This is a genomic window from Curtobacterium sp. AC268 (genome assembly GCF_979258745.1).
On the sequence record NZ_OZ409878.1, the window covers coordinates 286,517 to 311,291 of the forward strand.

Below are 24,775 nucleotides of genomic sequence, written 5' to 3' on the forward strand. Positions count from 1 at the left end.
GGAGCCGCACCCACACGCGTACCTGATGAGAACGGGCGTACCTGGTCGAAAGTTCCGACCAGGTACGCCCGATTCGACCAGGTACACGCGCGACCAGGTAGGCGCGACCCGGACTAGACGCTGCGCGCCGCCAGCGTCGCGGCGCCGATGATGCCGGCGTTGTTGCGGAGCGTCGCGGGGATGATGTCGGCCTGCAGGTCGAGCAGCGGGAGGAACTCCTCGTACTGCTTCGAGACCCCGCCGCCGACGACGAAGAGCTCGGGGGAGAGCAGGGCCTCGAGCGTCGAGTAGTACTTCTGCAGACGCTTCGCCCAGTGCTTCCACGACAGGTCGTCGCGCTCCTTGGCGGCGAACGAGGCGCGCGACTCGGCGTCGTGCCCCTCGATCTCCAGGTGCCCGAGCTCCGAGTTGACGATGAGCACGCCGTCGTTGATGAGCGCGGTGCCGATGCCGGTGCCGAGCGTCGTCACGATGACCAGGCCGTCCTTGCCCTTGGCCGCGCCGAACTGCTGCTCGGCGAACCCGGCGGCGTCGGCGTCGTTGACGAAGTGGATGGAGCGGCCGAGTTCCTTCTCGAACAGTGCCTCGGCCTCGAAGCCGATCCACTTCTTCGACACGTTCGCGGCGGACATCGTCTTGCCGTCCCGCACGATCGCCGGGAAGCAGACGCCGACGGGGACGTCGTCACCGGGGGCGAGCTCGCCGATGATCTCCTTGACCACCGCCGTGATGTCCTGAGGCTTCCCGCCCTCGGGCGTGGCCTTCTTGATGCGGTCGGTGGTGAGGGCGCCGGACGCGACGTCGACGATCGCGCCCTTGATGCCCGTACCACCGATGTCGACGCCGACTGCGAGGGAGGTCATGAGGTTGTCGTGCCTTTCGGTTGCCTGCCGGAGGTGTCCGGTCAGGAGACGGTGAGGAGCTCCGCGCCGCGTTCGGTGACGACGAGGGTGTGCTCGAACTGCGCGGTCCACGACTTGTCACGGGTCGAGACCGTCCAGTCGTCGGACCAGATGTCGGCCTCGATGCCGCCGAGCGTGAGCATGGGTTCGATGGTGAACACCATGCCGGGTTCGATCACCGTGTCGTACTGCGGTGCGTCGTAGTGGGGGATGATCAGGCCGGAGTGGAACGCCCGACCGACGCCGTGTCCGGTGTAGTCGCGGACGACGCCGTAGCCGAAGCGCTTCGCGTACGCCTCGATGGCGCGACCGATGACGTTGACCTGCCGGCCCGGGGCGACGGCCCTGATGCCGCGACGCAGTGCTTCCTCGGTGCGGGTGACCAGGTCCGACACCTCGGGTGCTGCTTGCCCGACGACGAACGTGCGGTTCGTGTCGCCGTGCATGCCGTCCTTGTAGGCGGTGATGTCGATGTTGACGAGGTCGCCCTCCTGCAGGACGGTGTCGTCGGGGATGCCGTGGCAGATGACCTCGTTGAGGCTCGAGCAGAGCGACTTCGGGTAGCCGCGGTACCCGAGCGTGGAGGGGTAGGCGCCGTGTGCGACGACGAACTCGTGCCCGATCCGGTCCAGCTCGTCGGTGGTCACACCGGGGCGGATGGCTTCGCCGACGGCGTCGATGGCCTGCGACGCGATGCGTCCCGCGACGCGGATGCGCTCGACCTCGTCCGGCGTGTAGGTGTCACCGAGACCGTGCTCGTAGGGCTCGACCTTCCCGACGTACTCCGGACGCTCGATGTCCTTCGGGACGGCGCGGTGCGGGGAGATGCGGCCGGCGGTCAGGTGTCCGTGTTCGTCCCGGGGCATGCGGACCACTCTAGCCGCGGCGCGACGCGCCGAACGCAACCGCCCCACGGTGCGGTCCGACGCCGGTGGGCGTGACTGCCTGGAGGCCCGGTGCCGGTCCGACGGACCGGCACCGGGCCTCCAGACGGTTGCGTGGGTACGGTGGGCGGCATGAGCGAAGACCGCATCGAGTCCCAGTGGTGGTTCAACGACAAGACCGGCCAGGTCGAGCAGGGCCCGCAGTCGCCGCAGCGCGACCGGATCGGGCCGTTCGCGACGCGAGAAGAGGCGCAGCACGCGCTCGACCGCATCGCCGCGAACAACGAGAAGTGGGACGCCGAGGACCGCTGAGCACCGCGGGCGGCGCCCCGGTGACGGCGCGTCGCACGGCCCCGCGCACACCGCCGGACCACTAGCCTGGGACGAGGCCCGCCAGCGGCCACCCGATACACGGAAAGGTCGTGCATGGACAAGCAGACGGACTTCGTGCTCCGCACCATCGAGGAGCGCGGCATCAAGTTCATCCGACTCTGGTTCACGGACGTCATCGGGACGCTGAAGTCGGTGGCGATCGCCCCGGCCGAGGTCGAGGGCGCGTTCGCCGAGGGCATCGGGTTCGACGGCTCCGCGATCGAGGGCCTCACCCGTTCGTACGAGGCCGACGTCCTGGCGCACCCGGACCCCTCGACCTTCCAGATCCTGCCGTGGCGCGGCGAGATCGACCCCACCGCGCGGATGTTCTGCGACATCACGACGCCGGACGGGCAGCCCGCCGTGGCCGACCCCCGCAACGTGCTGAAGCGCACCCTGGCGCGGGCGAGTGACCGCGGGTTCACGTTCTACACGCACCCCGAGATCGAGTTCTACCTGCTGAAGAGCCGCGAGTGGAAGGACGGCGGCCCCCAGCCCGTCGACCAGGCCGGCTACTTCGACAACGTCCCCGGTGGCAGCGCGCACGACTTCCGCCGCCGGTCGGTCCGGATGCTCGAGGACCTCGGCATCTCGGTCGAGTTCTCGCACCACGAGGCCGGCCCCGGGCAGAACGAGATCGACCTCCGCTACGCCGACGCACTGACGATGGCGGACAACATCATGACCTTCCGCACCGTGGTGAAGGAAGTGGCGATCGAGCAGGGCGTCTACGCGACGTTCATGCCGAAGCCGATCTCCGGCCAGCCCGGTTCCGGCATGCACACCCATGTCTCGCTGTTCGAGGGCGACCAGAACGCCTTCTACGAGGCCGGTGGCCAGTACCAGCTGTCGCAGACGGCCAAGCACTTCATCGCCGGGGTGCTCAAGCACGCGCCGGAGATCACCGCGGTGACGAACCAGTTCGTCAACTCGTACAAGCGGCTCTGGGGCGGCGACGAGGCCCCGTCCTTCGTGACCTGGGGCCACAACAACCGCTCGGCCCTGGTGCGGGTGCCGCTCTACAAGCCGAACAAGGGCCAGTCCTCGCGCATCGAGTACCGCGGCATCGACTCGGCGGCGAACCCGTACCTGGCGTACTCGCTGCTGCTCGCCGCCGGCCTCAAGGGCATCGAGGAAGAGTACGAGCTCCCCGCCGAGGCCGAGGACAACGTCTGGAGCCTCAGCGACTCGGAGCGCCGGGCCCTGGGCTACAGCCAGTTGCCCGCGAGCCTCGACCACGCCCTGAGCCTCATGGAGGACTCCGAGCTGGTGGCCGAGACCCTCGGCGAGCAGGTGTTCAACTTCGTGCTGCTCAACAAGCGGCAGGAGTGGAAGCGCTACCGCGACCAGGTCACCCCGTTCGAGCTCGACACCAACCTCGGCGCGCTCTAGAACCGAGCGCCCTGACCCCTCGGGAGCACGTTCCACATGACCGGTCGGACGACGACGTCACGTTCGGAGCTGGCCCGTCTGGGGTTCGCGGAGCTGTCGGAGAGCCTCGAGCGGGCTGCCGACCTGGAGGCCCGGTTCGGCCCCGACGTGCCGCTGCCGGTCGCCGGGTCTGCCGCGCTCTGGGGCGGCACCGCTGATCCGGACGGCGCCCTGCGGATGCTCGAGCGGCTGCTCGAGCGCGCGCCGGACGAGCTCCGCCCCGTCCTGACGGACGACGCGGCGACCGAGCGCCTGGTCCGCCTGCTCGGCGCCTCGATCGGTCTCGGGGAGTTCCTGCACCGACGTCCGGCCGAGCTCGCCCTGCTGCTCGAACCGGTCGGCGAACCGTGGTCGCAGGAGCGGTACACGGCGTCGCTCACCGAGGCCGTCGACGGCGCCACGGGTGAGGACGCCCGGATGCGCCTGCGCGTGCGCTACCGCCGGCACCTGGCCCAGATCGCCCTGTTCGACGTGCTGCACCCCGTGCCCACGGACGCGTTCCCGGCCGTGGCCGCCGGACTCGCCGACCTGGCGGGAGCCACCCTCGACGCCGCGGTGGACATCGCGCGGCGCGAGGTGCCGTTCCCCGCGGCCGACGTCGCGGCGACCCCGCTCGCCGTGATCGCGATGGGCAAGGCCGGTGCCCGCGAGCTGAACTACGTCAGCGACGTCGACGTCATCTTCGTCACCGAGCCCACCGACGACGTCCCCACCGACCGGGCCGTGCTCGTCTCCACCCGCATCGCGATCGCCGCCATGCACGCGATCACCGACCTCGCCGCCGAGCCCGCCCTGTGGGAGGTCGACGCGAACCTCCGGCCCGAGGGCAAGGACGGCGCACTCGTCCGCACCCTCGACTCGCACGTGGCGTACTACGAGCGCTGGGCGAAGGGGTGGGAGTTCCAGGCGCTGCTCAAGGCCCGACCGATCGCCGGATCCGCCGACCTCGGTGCCCGGTACGCCGAGGCCGTCGCGTCGTTCGTGTGGAACTCCTCCACCCGGCCGGGGTTCGTCGAGTCGGTGCAGCGGATGCGCGAGCGGGTGACCGAGCACATCCCCGACGCCGACGTCGACCGGCAGCTCAAGCTCGGCCCCGGCGGCCTGCGGGACGTCGAGTTCACCGTGCAGCTCCTGCAGCTCGTGCACGGCCGCGACGACCCCTCCGTGCGGGTGCGGTCGACGCTCGAAGCGATGGACGCCCTGACCGACGCCGGGTACGTCGGCCGTGCCGAGGCCGCTCGGTTCGGGCCGGACTACGCCCTGCTCCGGGTGCTCGAGCACCGCATCCAGCTCCGGCGCCTGCAGCGGACGCACCTGATGCCCGCCGACGAAGAGGAACTGCGGGTGCTCGCCCGGTCGAGCGGTGTCGCCGCGTCGGCCCCGGCGCTCGAGGCCCGCTGGCGTGCCGTGAAGCTCGAGGTCCGCGGGCTGCACGAGCGCCTGTTCTACCGGCCGCTGCTGTCCGCCGTGGCCTCGACCGAGGACGAGATCGTCCTGACCAACGACCAGGTCGTCGACCGGCTCGCCGGCGTCGGGTTCGTCGACCCCGCCGGAGCCGTCGGACACATCCGCGCCCTGACGCAGGGCACGAGCCGACGTGCGGCGATCCAGCGGAACCTGCTCCCCGTGCTCCTGCGCTGGATGGCCGAGGGGCCGGCACCGGACCGCGCGCTGCTGGCCTTCCGGCGGCTGAGCGACGGCCTGGGGGAGTCGAGCTGGTTCCTCCGCATGCTGCGCGACTCGTCCGGTGCCGCGCACTCGCTCACCACCGTGCTGTCCGAGTCGGCGTTCCTGTCCGGGCTGCTCGAACGGTTCCCCGAGGCGGTCGCCTGGCTCGACGAACCCGAGGCCCTGCTGCGTCCGCGGCCCATCGACGCCCTGCTCGCCGAGATGACCGCGACCACCGCCCGGCACGGCAACGACGTCGACGGCTCCGCGGCCCTGCTCCGGTCGGCCCGACGTCGGGAGACCCTGCGGCTCGGCATGGCCGCCGTGCTCGGCTCGCTCGACGTCGATGGCCTCGGCCCGGCCCTGAGCGACGTCACCGAGGCCACCCTGGCCGGAGCCCTCGCGCTCGCCCGCCGTGACGTCCCCGAGGGCTTCGAGTTCGGGATCATCGCGATGGGCCGGTACGGCGGGCGGGAACTCGGCTTCGGCTCGGACGCCGACGTGCTGTACGTCTACCGCGCACCCGACCTGGCTCCGGAGGTCGCGTCCCGCACCGCCCAGACCATCGTGCGCGAGCTCAACCGGCTCACCGAGGACACGATCCACCCGCTCGACCTCGACATCGACCTGCGCCCCGAGGGCAAGAACGGTCCCGTCGTGCGGACACTCGAGTCCTACGGCGCCTACTACGCCCGCTGGTCCCTCACGTGGGAGGCGCAGGCGCTCCTCCGCGCCCGCGGGGCCGTCGGCGACGCGCAACTCCTGCGCGACTTCGAGCACCTCGCCGACCGCACCCGGTACCCCGAGCGGATCGACGACCACCAGGTGCGCGAGGTCCGCCGAATCAAGGCCCGCGTGGAGTCGGAGCGGCTGCCCCGCGGCGCCGACCCTGCCCGGCACCTGAAGCTCGGCCGGGGATCGCTCAGCGACGTCGAGTGGTTCGTGCAGCTCCTGCAGCTGCAGCACGCGCTCGAGATCCCGTCGCTCCGCACCACGTCGACGCTCGAGGCGCTCGACGCCGCGGTCGGCGCCGGACTCGTCGGCGCCGAGGACGGCGAGCGGCTCGGGGCCGCCTGGCGCTTCGCGTCGCGCACCCGGAGTGCCCTCGTGCTGTGGTCGGGGAAGACCACCGACGTCCTGCCCGTCGACCGCGTCCAGCTCGAGGGCGTCGCCCGCCTGATGGAGTACCCGCCGGGCTCCGCGAGCCGCCTCGAGGACGACTACCTCGGCGTCACGCGGCGCGCCCGACAGGTGTTCGAACGCGAGTTCTACGGCGCCTGACCCGCCCGCGACAGGACGCCGCATCGCCTGCGACACGCCCGGACGTCTCCGGACGGGCCTGACCTGAGCAGCCGTCGAAGGTTAATTCCCCGTGTCGCGCGACGTCCCCCGGCGGCGCCCCGTTCGTACCCCTGTTCGAAACGGAGCCCGGCTCGTTACCGCGCCGTGACCGAACTCTCACCGGACCGCCAGGGGACCATTTCCGGTGCCCCCCGACACGCCACGTGACCGCCTGCTGACCTGGGCTTTCCACCTGACCCGGCCCGAACCTCCAGGCCGCACCTGTCGCCCATCGGGGCGACCCCTCGCCGCCGTGTGGTCCGCAGGAGTGCTGTCAGCACGACGGGGGACCGCTCCGACCGGCCGAGAGGGGGACCAGGGTGTACCCCGTAACGCGCCCGTAACGCCCCCGGACGGGGGCCGCGTTGCGCGCGCGTTCAGGTTCTGCATCAATGGCATCACCCGAACCGGCCCTGATTCCCCGATGAAGCGGAATCTCCACCTCGAACGTTGAAGCAGGGATCAGTGTTCACCTTCATTCTGCAGATCAGGCAGATGGTCGAAGGGCACCCCGAGTTCTACCTGTTCGCCGTGTACTCCGCGGTGATCTGGTTGCTCTGGTTGCTCAAGGTCGTCATCTCCGCCCGCTACCGCCCCTTCACCGGCACCTTCGTCGGTACCACCAGCGTCGTCGTCCCCGTCGTGGACGAACCGCTCGACCTGTTCCGCGACGTCATCGGCCGCATGGTCGAGCAGCAGCCCGGCGAGATCATCGTCGTCATCAACGGTGCTCGCAACGAGGCGCTCGAAGAGGTCTGCGACGAGTTCGCCCCGCTCGTCCGCTGGACCCACACGCCCATCCCGGGCAAGCGCAACGCCGTCAAGGTCGGCACCGAGATGTCCAACGGCGACATCACCGTGCTGGTCGACTCCGACACCGTCTGGACCCCCGGCGCGCTCGAGGAACTCCTCCGGCCGTTCGCCGACGAGTCCGTCGGTGGCGTCACGACCCGGCAGCGCATCCTCGAGCCGGAGCGCAGCTGGATCACCCGCTGGGCCGACTGGCTCGAGAACTCGCGGGCGCTCTACTCGATGCCGGCACAGAGTGTCCTCGGGCAGATCGGCTGCCTGCCCGGGCGCACCATCGCGTTCCGCCGGAGCATCCTCATGCGGGTGATGGACCGGTTCATGCACGAGAAGTTCATGGGTGTGTTCCTCGAGGTCTCCGACGACCGGACGCTGACGAACCTCACGCTCAAGGAGGGGTACCGGACCGTCTACCAGTACACGTCGCTGGTCTACACGGATGCCCCGCTGCAGGTGAAGAAGCTGTTCAAGCAGCAGCTCCGCTGGGCCCGCGGCTCGCAGTACAACACGCTGCGGATGCTGCCGTGGATGCTCGGCCACGCCCCGATCCTGGCGGCGTTCTTCATCACCGACATCATCCTGCCGTTCATGCTCTTCGGCGTGATCGCCGGCTGGATCTACCGCGCCTTCACCGGTCAGGGCGAGAACCTGTACCAGGGCATCCTGTCGCAGTACGGCTTCTCGACCGGCTTCGTCTACGTCGCGGCGCTCATGGTGATCTCGAGCGTGCTGAGCATGGCGATCCGCCAGATGCGGCACCTGTCGGAGAAGCCGAGCGACTTCTTCCGCCTGCCGATGTTCATCATCGTGTCGACGTTCTTCCTGATGCCGATCCGGCTCATCGGCTTCTTCCGCCTGGCGCACGCGTCCGGCTGGGGGACCCGAGCCGGCGCCTACGCCGGCGGTCCGATGCAGGAGGACCCGGCGGACGCCGTCCAGCCGCTGTCCTCCACGGCCCAGATCCCGGTCAGCCCGATCGACGCCGAACGTGCCCGGATGACCGGTGCGGACGCAGGATCGGCGGGCTCCGCTTCGAGCTCGTCCGCTCCGCTCGACACCGTCGACCAGGTGGCCGTCGACCGCGCGTTCGACGAGCTCTTCGGCGCCGACGCGGCGACCAACTCCACCACCACCGTCCTCGCCACCCGCCGCGAGGCCGCAGCCGCGGTCGCGCAGCAGGAGGCCCAGCGAGCAGCCGCGCCGGCCCCCGCCCGAGCCCGCCGGTACAACCCGTACGCAGCGATCCCGTACGTGATCGGCATCGCGATCTTCGCCCTGGAGGCGTTCCTCATTGTCTGACATCATCCGTTCCTCGAGTGCTTGGTGGGCCCAGTCCAGCAAGCACGCCCGCCGGACGGCCATCGGCACGACGGCCATCGTGCTGGCGCTCGGCCTCATCACCTGGTCGGTGTGGATCTCGCCCACCGGCCCCGTCTCGACCGCCGTGCACCAGGCGCTCGGCGTCGAGGCGCCGAAGGCCAAGAAGGTGTCCGCCGCCGAGCTGCAGACGCAGCTCGACGCCGCCCAGGAGCGCATCTGGTCGCTCGAGGGCAAGCTCGACTCCCGCACGGCCCAGGCCGGGTCGCGCGGCGACCAGATCTCGGAACTCAAGGCGCAGATCGCGTCGCTGCAGTCCCAGCTCGGTGCCGCGAAGAGCTCAGGAGGCTCGTCCAACGTCAACGCCGCCGGCTCCGGCAGCGGCGGCTCGGGTTCCGGCGGTGCCGGTTCCGCCGGCGGGTCCGGTTCGGGTTCGTCGGACAACGGGTCGGGCAGCGGTTCGGGTTCGGGCAACGGCGGTGGGTCGAAGCCGAACCCCGGCCCCTCGACCGACCCGGGTGCCACCCCGGTCGTCACGCCGACGAAGGCCGAGATCCTCGGCCAGCAGTCGCGCTGGTACGGCCTGTACACCGCGCAGTCCCCGTTCAACTGGGCCGAGTACGACGAGGTCTCCCGTCAGGTCGGCACCGCGTCGAACATGACCGGCTTCTTCCAGGGCTTCGACCAGGAGTTCAACGCCAGCGCGGTGCAGCGCTCCTGGGCCAACGGCCGCGTCCCCCTCATGACGTGGGAGACCGTGCCGGCGCAGACCGGCAACGACCAGAAGTACGTCCCCGGGTACACCAACGACGACATCTCCGGTGGGTCGTTCGACGCCTACCTGACGAAGTACGCCAAGGCGCTTGCGGCCAACGGGCAGCCGATGGTCATCCGTCTCGACCACGAGATGAACGGCTCCTGGTACAACTGGTCCGAGGGTGACGCCCAGAAGAACCCCGTCGGCTCCTACAAGAAGATGTGGAAGCACGTGCACGACGTCTTCCAGGCGAACGGCGCGAACAAGTACGTCATCTGGGACTGGTCCCCGAGCCGCATCGACAAGCTCGGCAACACGAAGTACCAGACGCTCGAGTACATGCAGCAGTACTACCCGGGTGCGGAGTACGTGGACTGGGTCGGCATGAGCGGCTACTACCGTGACGCCACCGAGCAGCCGACGTTCGCCACGACCTTCGGAGCGACGCTCGCGCAGCTCCGGCAGATCGCGCCGGGCAAGGGCATCATGCTCAACGAGATCGGTGCGACCGAGACCGGCACGAGTGTCGCGAACCCGCAGAAGACGCAGTGGATCAACTCGCTCTTCGATGCGCTGGCGGACCCCGCCAACAAGGACATCGTCGGCTTCGCGTACTTCAGCGAGACCGCGACCACCATCATCGACGGCAAGCGCACCACGAACGACTGGCGTCTCAACTCCCGCGCCGATTCCCTCAAGGCCTTCGCCGAGGGCATCAAGCGCAACGACATCGACTACGACCTGCAGGAGGTCACGCAATGAGCGAGTCCAAGAAGTCGACCGCATCGGCCGACACCCGTCCCGCACCCGTCATCAGCGTCATCGGCACCGGCTACCTCGGCGCCACCCACGCGGCCGCCATGGCCGAGATGGGCTTCGAGACCATCGGTGTCGACATCGACCCGTCGAAGCTCGCGGCGCTGTCCGCCGGTGAGGTCCCGTTCTTCGAGCCCGGGCTGCCCGAGCTCATCACGAAGCACGTCGCCAGCGGCAAGCTCCGCTTCACCTCCGACATCGCCTCGGCCGTGGCCGCTGCGGACGTCCACTTCGTCTGCGTCGGCACCCCGCAGAAGGCCGGATCGCACGCCGCGAACCTCGCCTACGTGGAGAGCGCCACCCGTGGTGTCGCCGAGAACCTCACCCACCCGGGCCTCATCGTCGGCAAGTCGACGGTCCCGGTGGGCACGGCATCGCGTCTCCGTGGCATCGTCCGCGAGTTCACCCCCGCCGGCATCGACGCGGAGCTCATCTGGAACCCCGAGTTCCTGCGCGAGGGCAAGGCCGTCGAGGACACGCTGCACCCGGACCGTCTGGTCTGGGGCGGAGCCTCCGAGGCCGCCGACGCCGTGATCCGCGAGGTCTACGCCGCACCGATCAGCGAGGGCACGCCGGTCATCACCACCGACCTCGCGACCGCGGAGCTCGTCAAGGTGAGCGCCAACGCGTTCCTCGCCACGAAGATCTCGTTCATCAACGCGATCTCGGAGATGTGCGCGATCACCGGTGCCGACGTCTCCACGCTCGCCGACGCCCTCGGCCACGACGCCCGCATCGGCCGGAAGTTCCTGAACGCCGGACTCGGCTTCGGCGGAGGCTGCCTGCCGAAGGACATCCGGGCGCTCATGTACCGCGCGAACGAGATCGGCGCGGGCCAGGTCGTCGGCCTCATGCAGCAGGTCGACGAGATCAACATGGGGCAGCGCCAGCGGGTCATCGACATGGCGATCGACTCGGCCGGGGGATCGGTGCTCAACCGCCGCGTGGCCGTCATCGGTGCCGCGTTCAAGCCGCTGACCGACGACGTCCGGGACTCCCCGGCGCTCAACGTCGCCGCTGCGCTGCACCTCCGCGGCGCCCAGGTGACGCTCTGGGACCCCGAGGCGATGGAGCCCGCGAAGCGCTCGTTCCCGACGCTGAGCTACGCCGCCTCGATGACGGACGCGATCGAGGGCGCCGACGTCGTCCTCGTGCTCACCGAGTGGGACGACATCATCACCGCCGACCCGGTCGCCCTCGGTGACCTCGTCGGGCGCCGCGTCGTCATCGACGCGCGCAACTGCCTCCCGGTCTCCGACTGGGTGAAAGCGGGGTGGACCGTCCGTTCCCTGGGACGTCCCACGCCGGTCACGGGTGCACCCGTGAGCGTCGCAGCGGGGACGAACGACGCGTTGGCCACGAGCCGCTAGTCACCGTTCGCGAGACGGGGTCCGTGCCGGGCGGCGCGGGCCCCGTTCCCGTGCGCCCGGGGCCGTACCTGGTCGGACCGGGCGTACCTGGTCGAACCGGGCGTACCTGGTCGAACCGGGCATACCTGGTGGAAAGTTCTGACCAGGTACGCCCGATTCCGCTTTCCAGTCCAGCTGCGATGGGAAGGAACGTGCGTCGCGCCGCCTGGAGGCCCGGTGCCCGCCCGCCGGACCGGCACCGGGCCTCCAGGCTGTCGCGTCCGCACCCCGCGCTGACGGTGGCCGCGTCCTCTCGCGCTGGGCGACATCTCACGGGCGGCGCAGCCCGTGAGGTGTCGCCCAGCCCGAAACGTTGCCGGTACGACGAAGGGCCCCGCACCTGACGGTGCGGGGCCCTTCGTGTGGTGTCAGCGGAACTCAGACGCCGAAGTACAGCTCGTACTCGAACGGGTGCGGGCGCTGGGCCAGCGGGAGGATCTCGTTCTCGCGCTTGTAGTCGATCCAGGTCTGGATGAGGTCCTCGGTGAAGACGTTGCCCTTCGTGAGGAACTCGTGGTCCGCCTCGAGCGCGTCGAGCGCCTCGTCGAGGGAGCCGGGGACCTGGGGGATGCCCTTCGCCTCCTCCGGCGGGAGCTCGTAGAGGTCCTTGTCGACCGGCTCGTGCGGCTCGATGCGGTTCTGGATGCCGTCGAGGCCCGCCATCAGCTGCGCGGCGAAGGCCAGGTACGGGTTGCCGGAGGCGTCGGGCGCGCGGAACTCGATGCGCTTGGCCTTCGGGTTGGTGCCCGTGATCGGGATGCGGATCGCCGCCGAGCGGTTGCCGGCCGAGTAGACCAGGTTGACCGGTGCCTCGAAGCCCTTGACCAGTCGGTGGTACGAGTTGATCGACGGGTTGGTGAAGGCGAGCAGCGCCGAGGCGTGCTTCAGGATGCCGCCGATGTACCAGCGGGCGAGGTCCGACAGCCCGCCGTAGCCGTTCTCGTCGTAGAAGAGCGGCTTGCCGTCCGACCAGAGCGACTGGTGGGTGTGCATGCCCGAGCCGTTGTCGCCGAAGAGCGGCTTCGGCATGAACGTGGCGACCTTGCCCCACTGGTCAGCGGTGTTCTTGACGATGTACTTGAACTTCAGGATGTCGTCCGCGGCGTGGACCATCGTGTCGAACTTGTAGTTGATCTCCTGCTGGCCGCCCGTGCCCACCTCGTGGTGCGAACGCTCGAGCTCGAAGCCGGCGTCGATCAGCTTGAGGGTGATGTCGTCGCGCAGGTCAGCGGTCTTGTCGACCGGCGACACGGGGAAGTAGCCGCCCTTGTACGGGGTCTTGTTGGCGAGGTTGCCGCCCTCTTCGTCGCGACCGGTGTTCCAGGCGCCCTCTTCGGAGTCGACCGCGTAGAAGGACTCGTTCTGCGTGACCGAGTAGCGGACGTCGTCGAAGATGTAGAACTCGGCCTCGGGGGCGAAGAACGCGGTGTCCGCGATGCCCGTCGACGCGAGGTACTTCTCGGCCTTCTTCGCCACCTGGCGCGGGTCACGGCCGTAGATCTCGCCGTTCCGCGGGTTGTAGATGTCGAAGATCATGATGAGCGTGCGCTCGGCGCGGAACTGGTCGACGTACGCCGTGGTGACATCGGGGATCAGCTGCATGTCGGACTCGTGGATCGACGCGAACCCACGGATCGAGGAGCCGTCGAACAGCTGGCCGACCGAGAAGAAGTCCTCGTCGACGGTGGATGCCGGGATGTTGAAGTGCTGCTGCACACCGGGCAGGTCCGTGAAGCGGATGTCGAGGAACTTGACGTCGGTGTCCTTGATGAAGGCCAGGACCTCGGAGGAATCGCTGAACATGGGGCCGATCTCCAATGGGTTGGGTGATGTCGGAGGCACCGGTCAAGGCACCTCCGACGAGGCTATTGACACGGGGTTTCCCGGACATGACTGGTTTGTTTCGGGCGTGTTACGCCCGGGCCGTCGCCTACGCTGGGGACCATGGCCCGCAGCACTCCCAGTCCGTCCGCGCCCTCCGAGCACCCGGACGGGTGGCCGGGCAAGGACCTCGGTCTGCCGGAGTCCGGACCCCGGAGTGTCGGGCGCATCGGCCGGCGGGTCGTGGCGCTGCTGATCGACGGCGCGCTGGCCGACCTGGTCGCCTACGTCACCGGTGTGTGGTCGCCGGTGAACGGTTCGGGCGACATCGCGCACTCCTGGGTGCAGATCGCCATCTTCGCCGTGCTGCAGATCGTGTTCATCTGCCTGCTGTCCGGGTCGTTCGGCCACATCTGCGTCGGACTGCGGGTCGTCCCGATGCGCGGCGGCTACGTGGGGGTGTGGCGGCCGATCCTCCGGACGGTGCTGCTCTGCCTGGTGGTCCCGGCGCTCATCATCGACCGCGACAGCCGGGGTGCGCACGACCGCATCGCCGGGACGGTGCTCGTCCGGCGCTGATCGCGTCGACCGCGGGTGCGGCGCGCGCAACGTGGCTGTCGTCCGCGCCCTCGCACCGTGCGAGGTTGCGCGCCGGGCGTCCGCCGGTTGCCCTCGCACCGTGCGAGGTTGCTCGCCGGGCATCCGCCGCTTGCCCTCGCACCGTGCGAGGTTGCTCATCGGGTGCGAGCATGCTCGCCCCGTGCGCCGTCGGAGTCCCGCACCGAGCTGGCAACCTCGCACGGTTCAGCGAAGGTCGCACGGTGCGGGCCTCGCGCGCATCCCCGCCCCCGCCGTCACTCCACGCTCAAACGAGAACGCCCCCGACCATCTGGTCGGGGGCGTTCTCCTGCGTCTGGGGCTTCGGTCAGCGCGGCCGTCCGGCGCGGGCCCGCATCGGGTCCATGCCCTTCGGGATCGAGGCCGCGGGGCTCTGCGTCAGCGAGTCGAGACGGTTCGCGACCGCCAGGACCTCGTTGCGGTTGAGCGACTTCTTGAGCTTGTTCATGGCACGGGGCAGCTTGTGCAGCGTCAGGCTCTCACCGGTGCCGTCACCCACGTGCAGCACGTGCACGGCGACGTTCGGGACGATGCGCTGGACCTTGCGGCGCTCCTCGTCGACCTGGCGGTTGAGGTTGCCACGCTGGCCCTCGGTGATCAGGACGACACCGGGGCGACCCACGGCGCGGTAGACCGCTGCCTGCGAGCGACCGTGCACCGCGACCGGCATCTCGCTCGAGCGCCACTGGCGACGGAGCGAGTTCGACAGCACGGCACCGACGGCGCCGGGCTGGCCTTCGATCTGCGAGTACGCGGCGCGTTCGGCAAGACGACCGAGCACGATGAGGAAGAGCAGCACACCGAGCAGCACACCGGCGACGATCCAGAGGACGATCGCGAGCCAGTTCTGCCCCGGCAGGAGCAGCGCCAGCAGGACACCGAGGGCGACCGGACCGACGAAGGCGAGGGCGAACCACCAGACCGACGACGGGTCGGCCTTTCGCGTCATCTGGAAGACCTGGAACATCTGCTTGAGACGCCCCGGCTCCTTCGCCTTCTTGTCTGTGGAAGAGCTGCGTGCCATGCGAACAGGATACGGCCTCCGTGCGCCGGGGGAGACCGTCACGTGTCCGGCTGTGCGCGAACACGTCTTGTCCACAGGTGGTGCGGGAGAGCCTGGAGGCCCACCGCGCCGCCGCCACGCTGGTCACCATGGAGACGAGCACCGACCACCACCCGGACCGCTGGATCGTGACCGGCAACGAGCACGACGAGCACGACGAGCGCGACCTGCTCACGTGGGTCGCCGACCGCTCCGCGGCCGCCCAGCGCCACCTCGTCCCGGTGGCCGCGGTCGGTCGGACCCCGACGGGGCGTCTCGTGGTCGACCTCGACCGGCCCACGGGCACGCCGCTCGTGCCGGCGCTCGACCGGCTCGGCACCCCGACCACCGGCGTCGCGGTGACCCTGACGGTCCCGCTCCTGGAGCTCCTGGTGGCGGTGCACGACGGCGCGGTCCTGCTCGGTGCCGCCGGCATCGACGACGTGCTGGTGGACGACTCCGGTGCGGTCGTCCTCTGCGACCGCCCGACGAACGCGACGAACCCGACCAACTCATCCAACGCGACGAACCCGATCAACCCGACCAACGCGGCGACCCCGACGCACACCGCGCACCCGGGGGATGCGACCCGGACCCTCGTCCTCGCAGCCCGGAGCGTGTGGGACCGCGTCGACCCGGCCGACCCGGCCCAGGCCCCGGTGCTCGGAGCGTTGCAGGACGCCCTCGACGGTGACGGGCCGAGCGCACGAGCAGCACTCGACGTCGTCCGTGCCGCCGCCGCGCCCCGCCCGTTCCGGTGGACCCCCGTGCCGAGCGACCTCGTGTTCGCCGAACCGCCGACACCGGACGGGCAGGACGGACTGCTCGAGCGCCTGCGGGACGTGGTCGAGCACGGCGTCCCTCTCGGAGCCGGACGACGACTCCCGCTCCGCCGTGTCCTCGTGGGGCTCGTCGTCACCGTCGGGTCGGTGGTCGCCGCCCTGACCCTGCTCGGCGGCGGGTGACGCCGAACCCGCCCGGGAACGGGAACGGCCCCGGCTCCCACGAGGGGAACCGGGGCCGTCGGCCGTGCTGCTGGTGATCAGTACCCGAGGTTCGGGGCGAAGTTGCCCTCTTCGAGACGGTTCTTCACCGCGACGAGGTACCGCGAGGCGTCCGCACCGTCGATGATCCGGTGGTCGTACGACAGCGCCAGGTAGACGAACGAGCGGATGGCGATGGCCTCCTGGCCGTCGACCTTCACGACCGCCGGGCGCTTCGTGACGATGCCGGTGCCGAGGATCGCCGACTGCGGCAGGAACACCACGGGGGTGTCGAACAGCGCGCCACGTGAACCGGTGTTGGTCAGCGTGAACGTGCCGCCGGCCAGCTCGTCGGGCTTCAGCTGGTTGTTCCGGGTGCGCTCGGCGAGGTCCGCGATGGACTTCGAGAACTGCGCCAGGTCCAGCGAGGCCGCGTCCTTGATGACCGGGGTCAGCAGGCCGCGCTCGGTGTCCACCGCGATGGAGACGTTCTCGGTCTCCGGGTAGACGATCTCGTCACCCTCGACCGTGGAGTTGATCTTCGGGTGGGCCTTCAGCGCCTCGGACGCCGCGAGGGCGAAGAACGGCATGAAGGAGAGCTTCGAGCCGGTCTTCTCGAGGAACTCCGCCTTGTGGGCGTCGCGGAACTGCGCCACCTTCGTGACGTCGACCTCGACGACGCTCGTGAGCTGTGCGGTCGAGGTCATCGACTGCACGGCACGCTCGGCGACCACCTTGCGCAGGCGGGTCATCTTCTCGCGGGTTCCGCGCAGCGGCGAGACCTCGGCGACGAACGGGCCGGAAGCGGCGGCGGGTGCTGCTGCAGCCGAGGCGGCCGGAGCCTTCGCGGCGGCCGCGAGGACGTCCTCCTTGCGGATGCGCCCACCGACACCGGAACCCGTGACCGTGGACAGGTCGACACCCTGCTCGTTGGCGAGCTTGCGCACCAGCGGGGTGACGTAGCCGGAGGCTGCGCCGTCCTGCGTGGGGTTCGGCACCGCGGCGGCGGCTGTGGCGCTCGGCGCGGACGCCGGAGCCGGTGCGGCAGCAGGAGCGGCCTGGGCCGGCACGGCTGCCGGCGGTGCGGCTGCGGGCGGCGGGACCGGCGCGGCGGCCGGGACCGGCGCGGCCGCGGGCGGGGCGGACGGTGCCTGCGGGGCGGCGGGCTGCGTCTGACCGGCGGGGGCGGGCTCGGGCTCGGTGGGCTCGGGGGCGGGGGTCTCGGCCTCCTGCTCCGTGCTGGGAGCGGCCTCGGGCTCCTCGGCGTCGGCAGCGGCGGCGTTCGCGTCGTCGGCGCCGGAGTCGGACGAGTCCGAACCGCCGTCGGACGAGCCGGAGCCGTCACCGATCTTCACCAGGGCGGTGCCGACCTCGACGGTCTCGTCCTCTTGCACCAGGATCTCCTCGACCACGCCGGCGATCGGCGACGGGATCTCGGTGTCGACCTTGTCGGTCGAGACCTCGAGCAGCGGCTCGTCGACCTCGACCCGGTCACCGACGTTCTTCAGCCATCGGGTCACCGTGCCCTCGGTGACGCTCTCGCCGAGCGCCGGGAGGTTGACGGATTCGCTCATCGGGTGGACTCCTCTTCGCGGGGGATTGCAGTGGTTGTTGGTGTCATTGTCACAGTGCGGTGACCGGTGCCGGTCACAGCGCGTGCAGCGGCTTGCCCGCGAGGTGCAGGAACGCCTCGCCGAGGGCTTCGTTCTGGGTCGGGTGACCGTGCACCAGGGGAGCGATGTCCTCCGGGTAGGCCTCCCAGTTCACGGCGAGCTGGGCTTCGCCGATGAGCTCGCCGACGCGGGCACCGATCATGCTGACCCCGACGACGGGGCCGTCCACGACGCGCACGACCTTGACGGAGCCGGAGGTCCCGATGATGTGGCTCTTGCCGTTGCCGGCCAGGTTGTACTCGTACGAGTCGACCTTGTCGGCGCCGTACTGCTCTTCGGCCTTGGCCTGCGAGAGCCCGACCGACGCGACCTCGGGGTCGGAGTAGGTGATCTTCGGGATGTTCTTGTCCTCGATGACCACCGGGTTGAGGCCGGCGATCTCCTCGGCGACGAAGATGCCCTGCTGGAAGCCGCGGTGCGCGAGCTGGAGGCCGGGGACGATGTCGCCGACGGCGTAGACGTTCGGGATGGTCGTGGCGAGACGCTCGTTCGTGGTGACGAACCCGCGGTCCATCGCCACGCCGACCTCGTCGTAGCCGACGTTCTGCGTGACGGGGCCACGGCCGACGGCGACGAGCAGGACGTCACCGTCGAAGGTCTTGCCGTCCTCCAGCGTGACGACGACGCCGTTCTCGTGCTGCTCGACGCCCTGGAACCGGACACCGAGCGAGAACTCGATGCCGCGCTTGCGGAACGCACGCTCGAGCTGCTTCGACATCGACTCGTCCTCGGCGGGGACCAGGTGCGGCAGTCCTTCGACGATGGTGACCTCGGCGCCGAAGGACTTCCAGACGCTGGCGAACTCGACGCCGATGACGCCGCCGCCCAGGATGACGACCTTGTTCGGGACGTAGTCCATGCGGAGCGCGGTCTCGGAGGTGATCACGCGACCGCCGATCTCGAGCCCTGGAAGGGACTTCGAGTAGGAGCCGGTCGCGAGCACGATGTTCTTGCCGGTGACGGTCTGGTCGCCGACCTGCACGGTGTTCTGCGAGGTCAGCCGACCCCAGCCCTCGACCACGGTGATGCCGCGGGCCTTGATCAGGCCCTGCAGGCCCTTGTACTTGGAGTTGATGACGCCCTGCTGGTAGTCGATCACCTTGGGCACGTCGACACCGGCGAACTCCGCGATCACGCCGTACTTCTCGGCGTCACGCGTGCCGTCGGCGATCTCGGCGGCGTGCAGCAGCGCCTTGGTCGGGATGCAGCCGCGGTGCAGGCACGTCCCTCCGAGCTTGTCGCCCTCGATGAGCGCGACGCTCATGCCGAGTTCGGCGGCCCGGAGCGCAGCGGCGTACCCACCACTCCCGCCACCGAGGACAACGACGTCGTAAGTCTGTTCCGTCACCTGGTGCAACTCCCTCGTGCGTGTCGGGCCGATCGGGCCCTACGTGGACACCGCGGAGGGCGGCGTCCGACGGTCGGACCGCGTGGTTCCGGTCCCGTCCCGTGCAGTACCGGTGGGAGGCGCGTCGGTGCGCCGTTCCCACCGGTACCAAACCTACTACTCGGACTGGAGGTCTTCTGCGAGAGCGATGAGCGTCCGGACCATCACGCCCGTCGCACCCTTGCCCAACCAGGCGTACCCGCCGCCCTTGTTCTCCGACGGACCAGCGATGTCGAGGTGCGCCCAAGGGACACCCTCGCCGGCGAAGCGCTCGAGGAACTTGCCCGCGAGCAGCATGCCGCCGGCCGGGTTGCCGACCGTGGCGTTGACGATGTCGGCGACGTCGCTGGACAGCCGGGCCTCGAGCTCCTCGGGCAGCGGCATCGGCCAGATCGGCTCCGAGACGCCCTCGGCGACGGCACGGACCTTCGCGACGAGGTCGTCGCTGCCCATCAGGCCGGTGGTGCGGTCGCCCAGCGCGACGACCTGGGCGCCGGTCAGCGTGGCGACGTCGACGAGCGCGTCGGGCTCCTCGAGCGACGCGGCGGCCATCCCGTCGCCGAGCACCAGGCGGCCCTCGGCGTCGGTGTTCGTGACCTCGACCGTGGTGCCGTTCTTCAGCGTCAGGACGTCGCCCGGGCGGGTCGCGGTGCCGGAGGGCATGTTCTCGGCGAGGGCGAGCCACGCGGTCACGCGCACGTTCAGCCCCAGGCGGGCGGCGGCGACGGTCGCGGCGAGCACCGTGGCGGCACCGGTCATGTCGGTCTTCATGCCGAGCATCGACGCCGCGGGCTTGAGCGAGAGGCCGCCCGAGTCGAAGGTGATGCCCTTGCCCACGAGGGCGAGGTGCTTCGTGGCGGACTCCGGCGCGTACCGGACGACGACCAGGCGCGGGGGACGCGCCGAACCGCGGCCGACGCCGAGGATGCCGCCGAAGCCCTGCTCCTCGAGCGCCTGCTCGTCGAGGACCTCGACGGTGAGCGGCAGGTCCGAGGCGAACCCGGTCGCGACGTCGGCGACGTCCTGCGGCCCGAGGTCGCCCGCGGCGGTATTCACGAGGTCGCGCACGAGCGACGCGGCGTCGGCGACGATCGCGGGGCGCACGGCGGCGTCGGCTGCGACGTCGGCGGGCGCGACGACCTCGATGCGCTGGTCACCGCGGGCCGGGGCCTTGGTGCCGGTGCCCTTGTGCCGGGTGAAGGCGTACGCGCCGAGCGCCGCGCCCTCGAGGGCGGCGTCGACGAGCTCGGCCGAGTCGGTGGGCAGGGCGAGCGTGATCGAGTCGACGCGGGGGAGCTGTCGCACGGCGCTGCCGGCCGCTGCGCGGATCGCCGCGACACCCGTGGCGGAGCCGAGTCCGATCAGCGCGACCGACTTCGCACCGACGCCGGTGGCGGGCAGGCGGACGAGCTGGTCCTTCGCGCCGGTCACCCCGATCGCGGCGAGGTCGAGGCCGGCGAGGGCGTCGAGCGTGCCCAGGGCGGTGGGAGCGAGCACGGCCGTGCTGTCGGCCTCGCCGGACGAGCCCGGGTGGACCCCGACGACGAGCACGTCGGCGGTGGTGGTCTCGGGGGTGAACTGGTGGTGGAGAGCGTCGGTCGGACCATGCTCCAACCCTACCGAGGGCCTGTTCGCTGTCGGCGTGGTCGTCGCGCACCGGGGACGTCGGAGGCCCCGCCTAGCATGGGGACGGTGAACCACCCCGAGGAGCTCTACACGTTCGACGCGGACGCCCCGACCGTGCCAGCAGGGTTGCACCTGATCGCCGGGCTGACCGGCTTCGCCGATGCCGGATCGGCCGTCGCGCAGGTGACGAACTCGATCCTCGAGGACCTCGACACCGAACTCGTCGCCGAGTTCGACCCGGACGTGCTGCTCGACTGGCGGGCCCGTCGGCCGGTCATCACCTTCGAGCACGACCACATCAGCGCCGTCGAGCCGCCCCGTCTGGCCCTGCACCTGGTGCGCGACGAGATCGGCCAGCCGTTCCTGTTCCTGTCGGGCTACGAGCCGGACTTCCAGTGGAACCGCTTCGTCCGAGCCGTCACCGGGCTCGCCGCCGACCTGCAGGTGGCCGACACCACGTGGGTGCAGTCCATCCCGATGCCGGTCCCGCACACCCGTCCGATCAGCCTGACCGTCTCCGGCACCCGGGCCGACCTCGTCGAGCAGATGAGCGTCTGGAAGCCCGAGACCCAGGCGCCGGCGAACGTCCTGCACCTGGTCGAGCACCGCCTCGCCGAGACGGGCGCACAGGTCACGGGGCTCGTGCTGCTCGTGCCCCACTACCTGTCCGACACCGAGTTCCCCGACGCCGCCGTCGCGGCGCTGTCCGGCATCGCCGCCGCGACCGGGCTCATCTTCCCGACCGACGCCCTGCGCGAGTCGGGTCGCGAGTTCCTGACCCGCGTCGAGGAGCAGGTGGCCGGCAACCCCGAGCTGCAGCGCCTGGTCTCCGTGCTCGAGGAGCGGCACGACACGTACATGGAGGGCAACCCCGTTGCATCGCCGCTGACCGGCGTCGACGGCGAGGTGCCGACCGCGGACGCGATCGCGGCCGAGCTCGAGCGCTTCCTGGCCGACCGGCGCACCCAGGGCGACGCGACCGACTGACCGTCGCGGGATCCGGACGTCCCGACAGGACGGTCTGGAGGCCCGTGGCGGCCCGCACCGCGCCTCCAGGCCGTCCTCCGGTCGCCCGCACGACGTGACGCACCTCGACGACGCTCGTCGCGTATCGACGCGGGGACGCGTCGGTAGCCTGGTCCGGTGAACTCCCGTCGTGCCTTCCTGATCTGGGGCGTCGCGGTCCTCGCGTACGTCCTCGCCGTGGTGCAGCGGTCCTCGCTCGGGGTCTCCGGTGTCGATGCGCAGGATCGGTTCGCCGTCTCCGCCGCCGTCCTGTCGACCCTCGCCGTCGTGCAGATCGCCGTCTACGCGGGGCTGCAGATCCCGGTGGGGATCGCCCTCGACCGCGTCGGCCCCCGCCGGCTGGTGCTCCTCGGCGCCGCGCTGCTGGTCGTCGGACAGGCGATCGTCGCCGTGTCCCCGTCGATCGGACCGGCCATCGCGGGGCGGGTGCTCGTCGGCGCCGGTGACGCGATGACCTTCATCTCGGTGATCCGCCTGGTGCCGATGTGGTTCAGCGGCCGGATCCTGCCGCAGATCTCGCAGTGGACCGGCAACCTCGGGCAGATCGGCCAGATCCTGTCGGCGTTCCCGTTCGCGGTGCTCCTGCACACCGTCGGCTGGACCCCGGCGTTCGGCGTCGCGGCCGCGGCCAGTGCCGTCGGTCTCGTGCTCGCCGCGGTCTTCGTGCGGAACGGTCCCGTGCCGGTGCGGACGGACACGATCCCGCTGCCGCACTCGTGGGGTGCCGCCTTCAGCACGTTCGGGCACGCGCTCCGCCGCCCGGGCACGCAGCTCGGGTTCTGGTCGCACTACGTCACGCAGTCGTCGGGCACGGTGTTCTCGCTGCTGTGGGGTGTCCCGATGCTCCGGGGGCTCGGGTACTCCCCGGGTGAGGCGGCGGGGTTCCTCACGATCATCGTGGTCGTCGGGTTCGTCGCCGGCCCGGTGCTCGGTGTGCTCTGCGCACGGTTCCCGATGCGCCGGTCGAACCTGGTGCTCGGCGTGGTCGTCCTGCTCGCGGTGCTCTGGACAGCGATCCTGCTCTGGCCCGGGCACCCGCCGACGTGGTTGCTCGTGCTGCTCGTCGTCGCGATGGGGATCGGCGGGCCCGGTTCGCTCATCGGCTTCGACTTCGCCCGGACCTTCAACCCGGTCGGCTCGCTCGGCTCGGCGAACGGCGTGGTGAACGTCGGCGGGTTCCTGGCGGCCTTCGTGATGATGTACCTGATCGGCGTCGTCCTCGACGCGGCGGCACGGGCCACCGGTACCACGGTGTTCGCCTGGGAGAACTTCCGGATCGCCCTCACGGTGCAGTACGTCGTGGTCGGTTTCGGCGTCGGGATGCTCCTGCACGCCCGCCGTCGGACCCGCCGCGTGCTGCACTCGGAAGAGGGAATACGCGTCGGGCCACTCTGGGTTGCACTCGTTGCACGCCTGCGGAAGCGGCACGTGCAATAATGATCACGGACCCGTTCGGGACCCCTGTCTGTCGGAGCACTTCGGTGCGCCGGTGAACTCGGGGGACTTGACATGGGTCCTAGTGCTGCCCGGAACGGTAGGACTCGTACGACGCGGGGGACTGCGGCGCGGGACCTGGGCGGCGAGGGAGGCCACGACCCCACGAACGTGGCACGACGAGAGAGGTGATCGCATGGCTGCCCGGAGCACGACGATCGATCCCACGAAGGACACCGAGCCCGAGGGCGCTGTGGCAGAAGACGCCACGGACACCGAGGGCACCGCAGCGCCGAAGAAGCGCGCCACGAAGGCCCCCGCCAAGAAGGCGCCCGCCAAGAAGGCTGCGCCCAAGGCGAAGAAGACCGACGCCGTCGACGAGGCGATCGCCTCCGACGAGCCCGTCGAGGAGCCGGCCGACGAGGCCGACGACACCGACGACAAGACGGCCAAGCCGGACGCCGCTGCCGCGGTCGCCGCCGGTGCGCTCGTCATCTCGCAGACCGACGACGACGAGGCGCCGGTCTACTCGACGACCATCACGGGTGCCACCGCCGACCCGGTGAAGGACTACCTGAAGCAGATCGGCAAGGTCGCCCTGCTCAACGCCGAGCAGGAGGTCGAGCTCGCGATGCGCATCGAGGCCGGCCTGTTCGCCGAGGACAAGCTGCAGCACGCGACCGGGCTCTCGAAGCCCGCCGAGCGCGAACTGCGCTGGGTCGCCCGTGACGGTCAGCGTGCGAAGTCGCACCTGCTCGGCGCGAACCTCCGCCTGGTCGTCTCGCTCGCGAAGCGCTACACCGGTCGTGGCATGCAGTTCCTGGACCTCATCCAGGAGGGCAACCTGGGCCTGATCCGTGCGGTCGAGAAGTTCGACTACACCAAGGGCTTCAAGTTCTCGACCTACGCGACGTGGTGGATCCGTCAGGCCATCACCCGTGCCATGGCCGACCAGGCCCGCACCATCCGCATCCCGGTGCACATGGTCGAGGTCATCAACAAGCTCGCCCGCGTGCAGCGGCAGATGCTGCAGGACCTCGGTCGCGAACCCACCCCGGAAGAGCTCGCCCGCGAGCTCGACATGACCCCGGAGAAGGTCGTCGAGGTCCAGAAGTACGGCCGCGAGCCGATCTCGCTGCACACGCCCCTGGGCGAGGACGGCGACTCGGAGTTCGGTGACCTCATCGAGGACACCGAGGCGGTCGTGCCGGCCGACGCGGTGGGCTTCACGATGCTGCAGAAGCAGCTCGAGAGCCTGCTCGACTCCCTGTCCGAGCGCGAGGCGGGCGTCATCCGCATGCGCTTCGGCCTCGGTGACGGCCAGCCGAAGACCCTCGACCAGATCGGTGACACGTTCGGCGTGACGCGCGAGCGCATCCGTCAGATCGAGTCCAAGACGATGGCGAAGCTCCGCCACCCGTCGCGGTCGCAGTCGCTGCGCGACTACCTCGAGTAACCCGG

The 24,775-nt window shown here is 70.3% G+C and carries 18 protein-coding genes; 11 read left to right on the forward strand and 7 right to left on the reverse strand.

What is annotated here, in order from left to right; translation table 11 throughout:
• Nucleotides 1-113: 113 nt before the first annotated feature.
• Nucleotides 114-863: a polyphosphate--glucose phosphotransferase gene (gene ppgK / locus ACZZ9K_RS01405; RefSeq protein ID WP_027465446.1), complete on the reverse strand. Its 750-nt coding sequence runs from the start codon at nt 861-863 to the stop codon at nt 114-116.
• A gap of 41 nt (nt 864-904) precedes the next feature.
• Complete coding sequence (map, locus tag ACZZ9K_RS01410) at nt 905-1,768, reverse strand: type I methionyl aminopeptidase (protein ID WP_138803223.1); 864 nt, start codon at nt 1,766-1,768, stop codon at nt 905-907.
• A 150-nt stretch (nt 1,769-1,918) separates the two neighbouring features.
• On the opposite strand from map, the gene ACZZ9K_RS01415 reads away from it, so the two are divergent.
• From ACZZ9K_RS01415 to ACZZ9K_RS01440, 6 genes are all read left to right on the forward strand, one after another.
• Complete coding sequence (locus ACZZ9K_RS01415; protein WP_027465448.1) at nt 1,919-2,098, forward strand: SPOR domain-containing protein; 180 nt, start codon at nt 1,919-1,921, stop codon at nt 2,096-2,098.
• A gap of 114 nt (nt 2,099-2,212) precedes the next feature.
• Nucleotides 2,213-3,550 (forward strand): type I glutamate--ammonia ligase, encoded by a 1,338-nt coding sequence (gene glnA / locus ACZZ9K_RS01420; protein ID WP_027465449.1) that lies wholly within the window; start codon nt 2,213-2,215, stop codon nt 3,548-3,550.
• Between the two features lie 36 nt (nt 3,551-3,586).
• Nucleotides 3,587-6,538, forward strand: a complete 2,952-nt coding sequence (locus ACZZ9K_RS01425) for a bifunctional [glutamine synthetase] adenylyltransferase/[glutamine synthetase]-adenylyl-L-tyrosine phosphorylase (protein WP_463443161.1) — start codon at nt 3,587-3,589, stop codon at nt 6,536-6,538.
• A 525-nt stretch (nt 6,539-7,063) separates the two neighbouring features.
• Entirely contained in the window at nt 7,064-8,704 is a 1,641-nt protein-coding gene (locus ACZZ9K_RS01430; protein ID WP_214559747.1) for a glycosyltransferase family 2 protein, read from the forward strand.
• The gene (locus ACZZ9K_RS01435; protein WP_463443162.1) at nt 8,697-10,241 is read left to right on the forward strand and encodes a glycoside hydrolase family 26 protein; all 1,545 of its coding nucleotides are present in this window, start codon (nt 8,697-8,699) and stop codon (nt 10,239-10,241) included. The genes ACZZ9K_RS01430 and ACZZ9K_RS01435 overlap by 8 nt, the downstream gene beginning before the upstream one ends.
• Nucleotides 10,238-11,665, forward strand: coding sequence for a UDP-glucose dehydrogenase family protein (locus tag ACZZ9K_RS01440; RefSeq protein ID WP_051596711.1), 1,428 nt, complete (start codon nt 10,238-10,240; stop codon nt 11,663-11,665). The genes ACZZ9K_RS01435 and ACZZ9K_RS01440 overlap by 4 nt, the downstream gene beginning before the upstream one ends.
• 417 nt (nt 11,666-12,082) lie before the next feature.
• Here ACZZ9K_RS01440 and glnA (ACZZ9K_RS01445) read toward each other — a convergent pair whose 3' ends face one another.
• Complete coding sequence (gene glnA, locus ACZZ9K_RS01445) at nt 12,083-13,507, reverse strand: type I glutamate--ammonia ligase (RefSeq protein ID WP_027465453.1); 1,425 nt, start codon at nt 13,505-13,507, stop codon at nt 12,083-12,085.
• 141 nt (nt 13,508-13,648) lie between these two features.
• Between glnA (ACZZ9K_RS01445) and ACZZ9K_RS01450 the strand changes: the two genes are divergently transcribed.
• Nucleotides 13,649-14,104 carry an RDD family protein gene (locus tag ACZZ9K_RS01450; RefSeq protein ID WP_071244549.1) on the forward strand — a complete coding sequence of 152 codons (456 nt, stop codon included), beginning with the start codon at nt 13,649-13,651 and terminating at the stop codon, nt 14,102-14,104.
• 346 nt (nt 14,105-14,450) lie between these two features.
• On the opposite strand, the gene ACZZ9K_RS01455 is transcribed toward ACZZ9K_RS01450, so the two are convergent.
• A complete protein-coding gene (locus ACZZ9K_RS01455) occupies nt 14,451-15,167 on the reverse strand; it encodes a DUF4191 domain-containing protein (protein WP_463443163.1) in 717 nt (238 codons plus the stop codon).
• A 128-nt stretch (nt 15,168-15,295) separates the two neighbouring features.
• Here ACZZ9K_RS01455 and ACZZ9K_RS01460 point away from each other — a divergent pair, with 128 nt between their 5' ends.
• Entirely contained in the window at nt 15,296-16,150 is an 855-nt protein-coding gene (locus ACZZ9K_RS01460) for a hypothetical protein (RefSeq protein ID WP_463443164.1), read from the forward strand.
• 77 nt (nt 16,151-16,227) lie between these two features.
• Here the strand turns inward: ACZZ9K_RS01460 and sucB are convergent, their stop codons facing one another.
• From sucB to ACZZ9K_RS01475, 3 genes are all read right to left on the reverse strand, one after another.
• Complete coding sequence (gene sucB / locus ACZZ9K_RS01465; protein ID WP_138803228.1) at nt 16,228-17,742, reverse strand: 2-oxoglutarate dehydrogenase, E2 component, dihydrolipoamide succinyltransferase; 1,515 nt, start codon at nt 17,740-17,742, stop codon at nt 16,228-16,230.
• 73 nt (nt 17,743-17,815) lie between these two features.
• The gene (lpdA, locus tag ACZZ9K_RS01470) at nt 17,816-19,189 is read right to left on the reverse strand and encodes a dihydrolipoyl dehydrogenase (RefSeq protein ID WP_463443165.1); all 1,374 of its coding nucleotides are present in this window, start codon (nt 19,187-19,189) and stop codon (nt 17,816-17,818) included.
• 156 nt (nt 19,190-19,345) lie between these two features.
• Nucleotides 19,346-20,842, reverse strand: a complete 1,497-nt coding sequence (locus ACZZ9K_RS01475; RefSeq protein ID WP_463443166.1) for a leucyl aminopeptidase — start codon at nt 20,840-20,842, stop codon at nt 19,346-19,348.
• 69 nt (nt 20,843-20,911) lie between these two features.
• Between ACZZ9K_RS01475 and ACZZ9K_RS01480 the strand changes: the two genes are divergently transcribed.
• The 3 genes from ACZZ9K_RS01480 to ACZZ9K_RS01490 all read left to right on the forward strand — a co-directional run bounded on the left by ACZZ9K_RS01480 (nt 20,912) and on the right by ACZZ9K_RS01490 (nt 24,770).
• Nucleotides 20,912-21,841 carry a proteasome assembly chaperone family protein gene (locus ACZZ9K_RS01480; protein WP_027465460.1) on the forward strand — a complete coding sequence of 310 codons (930 nt, stop codon included), beginning with the start codon at nt 20,912-20,914 and terminating at the stop codon, nt 21,839-21,841.
• Nucleotides 21,842-21,997: 156 nt separating this feature from the next.
• Nucleotides 21,998-23,317 carry an MFS transporter gene (locus ACZZ9K_RS01485; RefSeq protein ID WP_111057239.1) on the forward strand — a complete coding sequence of 440 codons (1,320 nt, stop codon included), beginning with the start codon at nt 21,998-22,000 and terminating at the stop codon, nt 23,315-23,317.
• A 193-nt stretch (nt 23,318-23,510) separates the two neighbouring features.
• Complete coding sequence (locus ACZZ9K_RS01490; RefSeq protein ID WP_138803232.1) at nt 23,511-24,770, forward strand: RNA polymerase sigma factor; 1,260 nt, start codon at nt 23,511-23,513, stop codon at nt 24,768-24,770.
• Nucleotides 24,771-24,775: the final 5 nt, after the last annotated feature.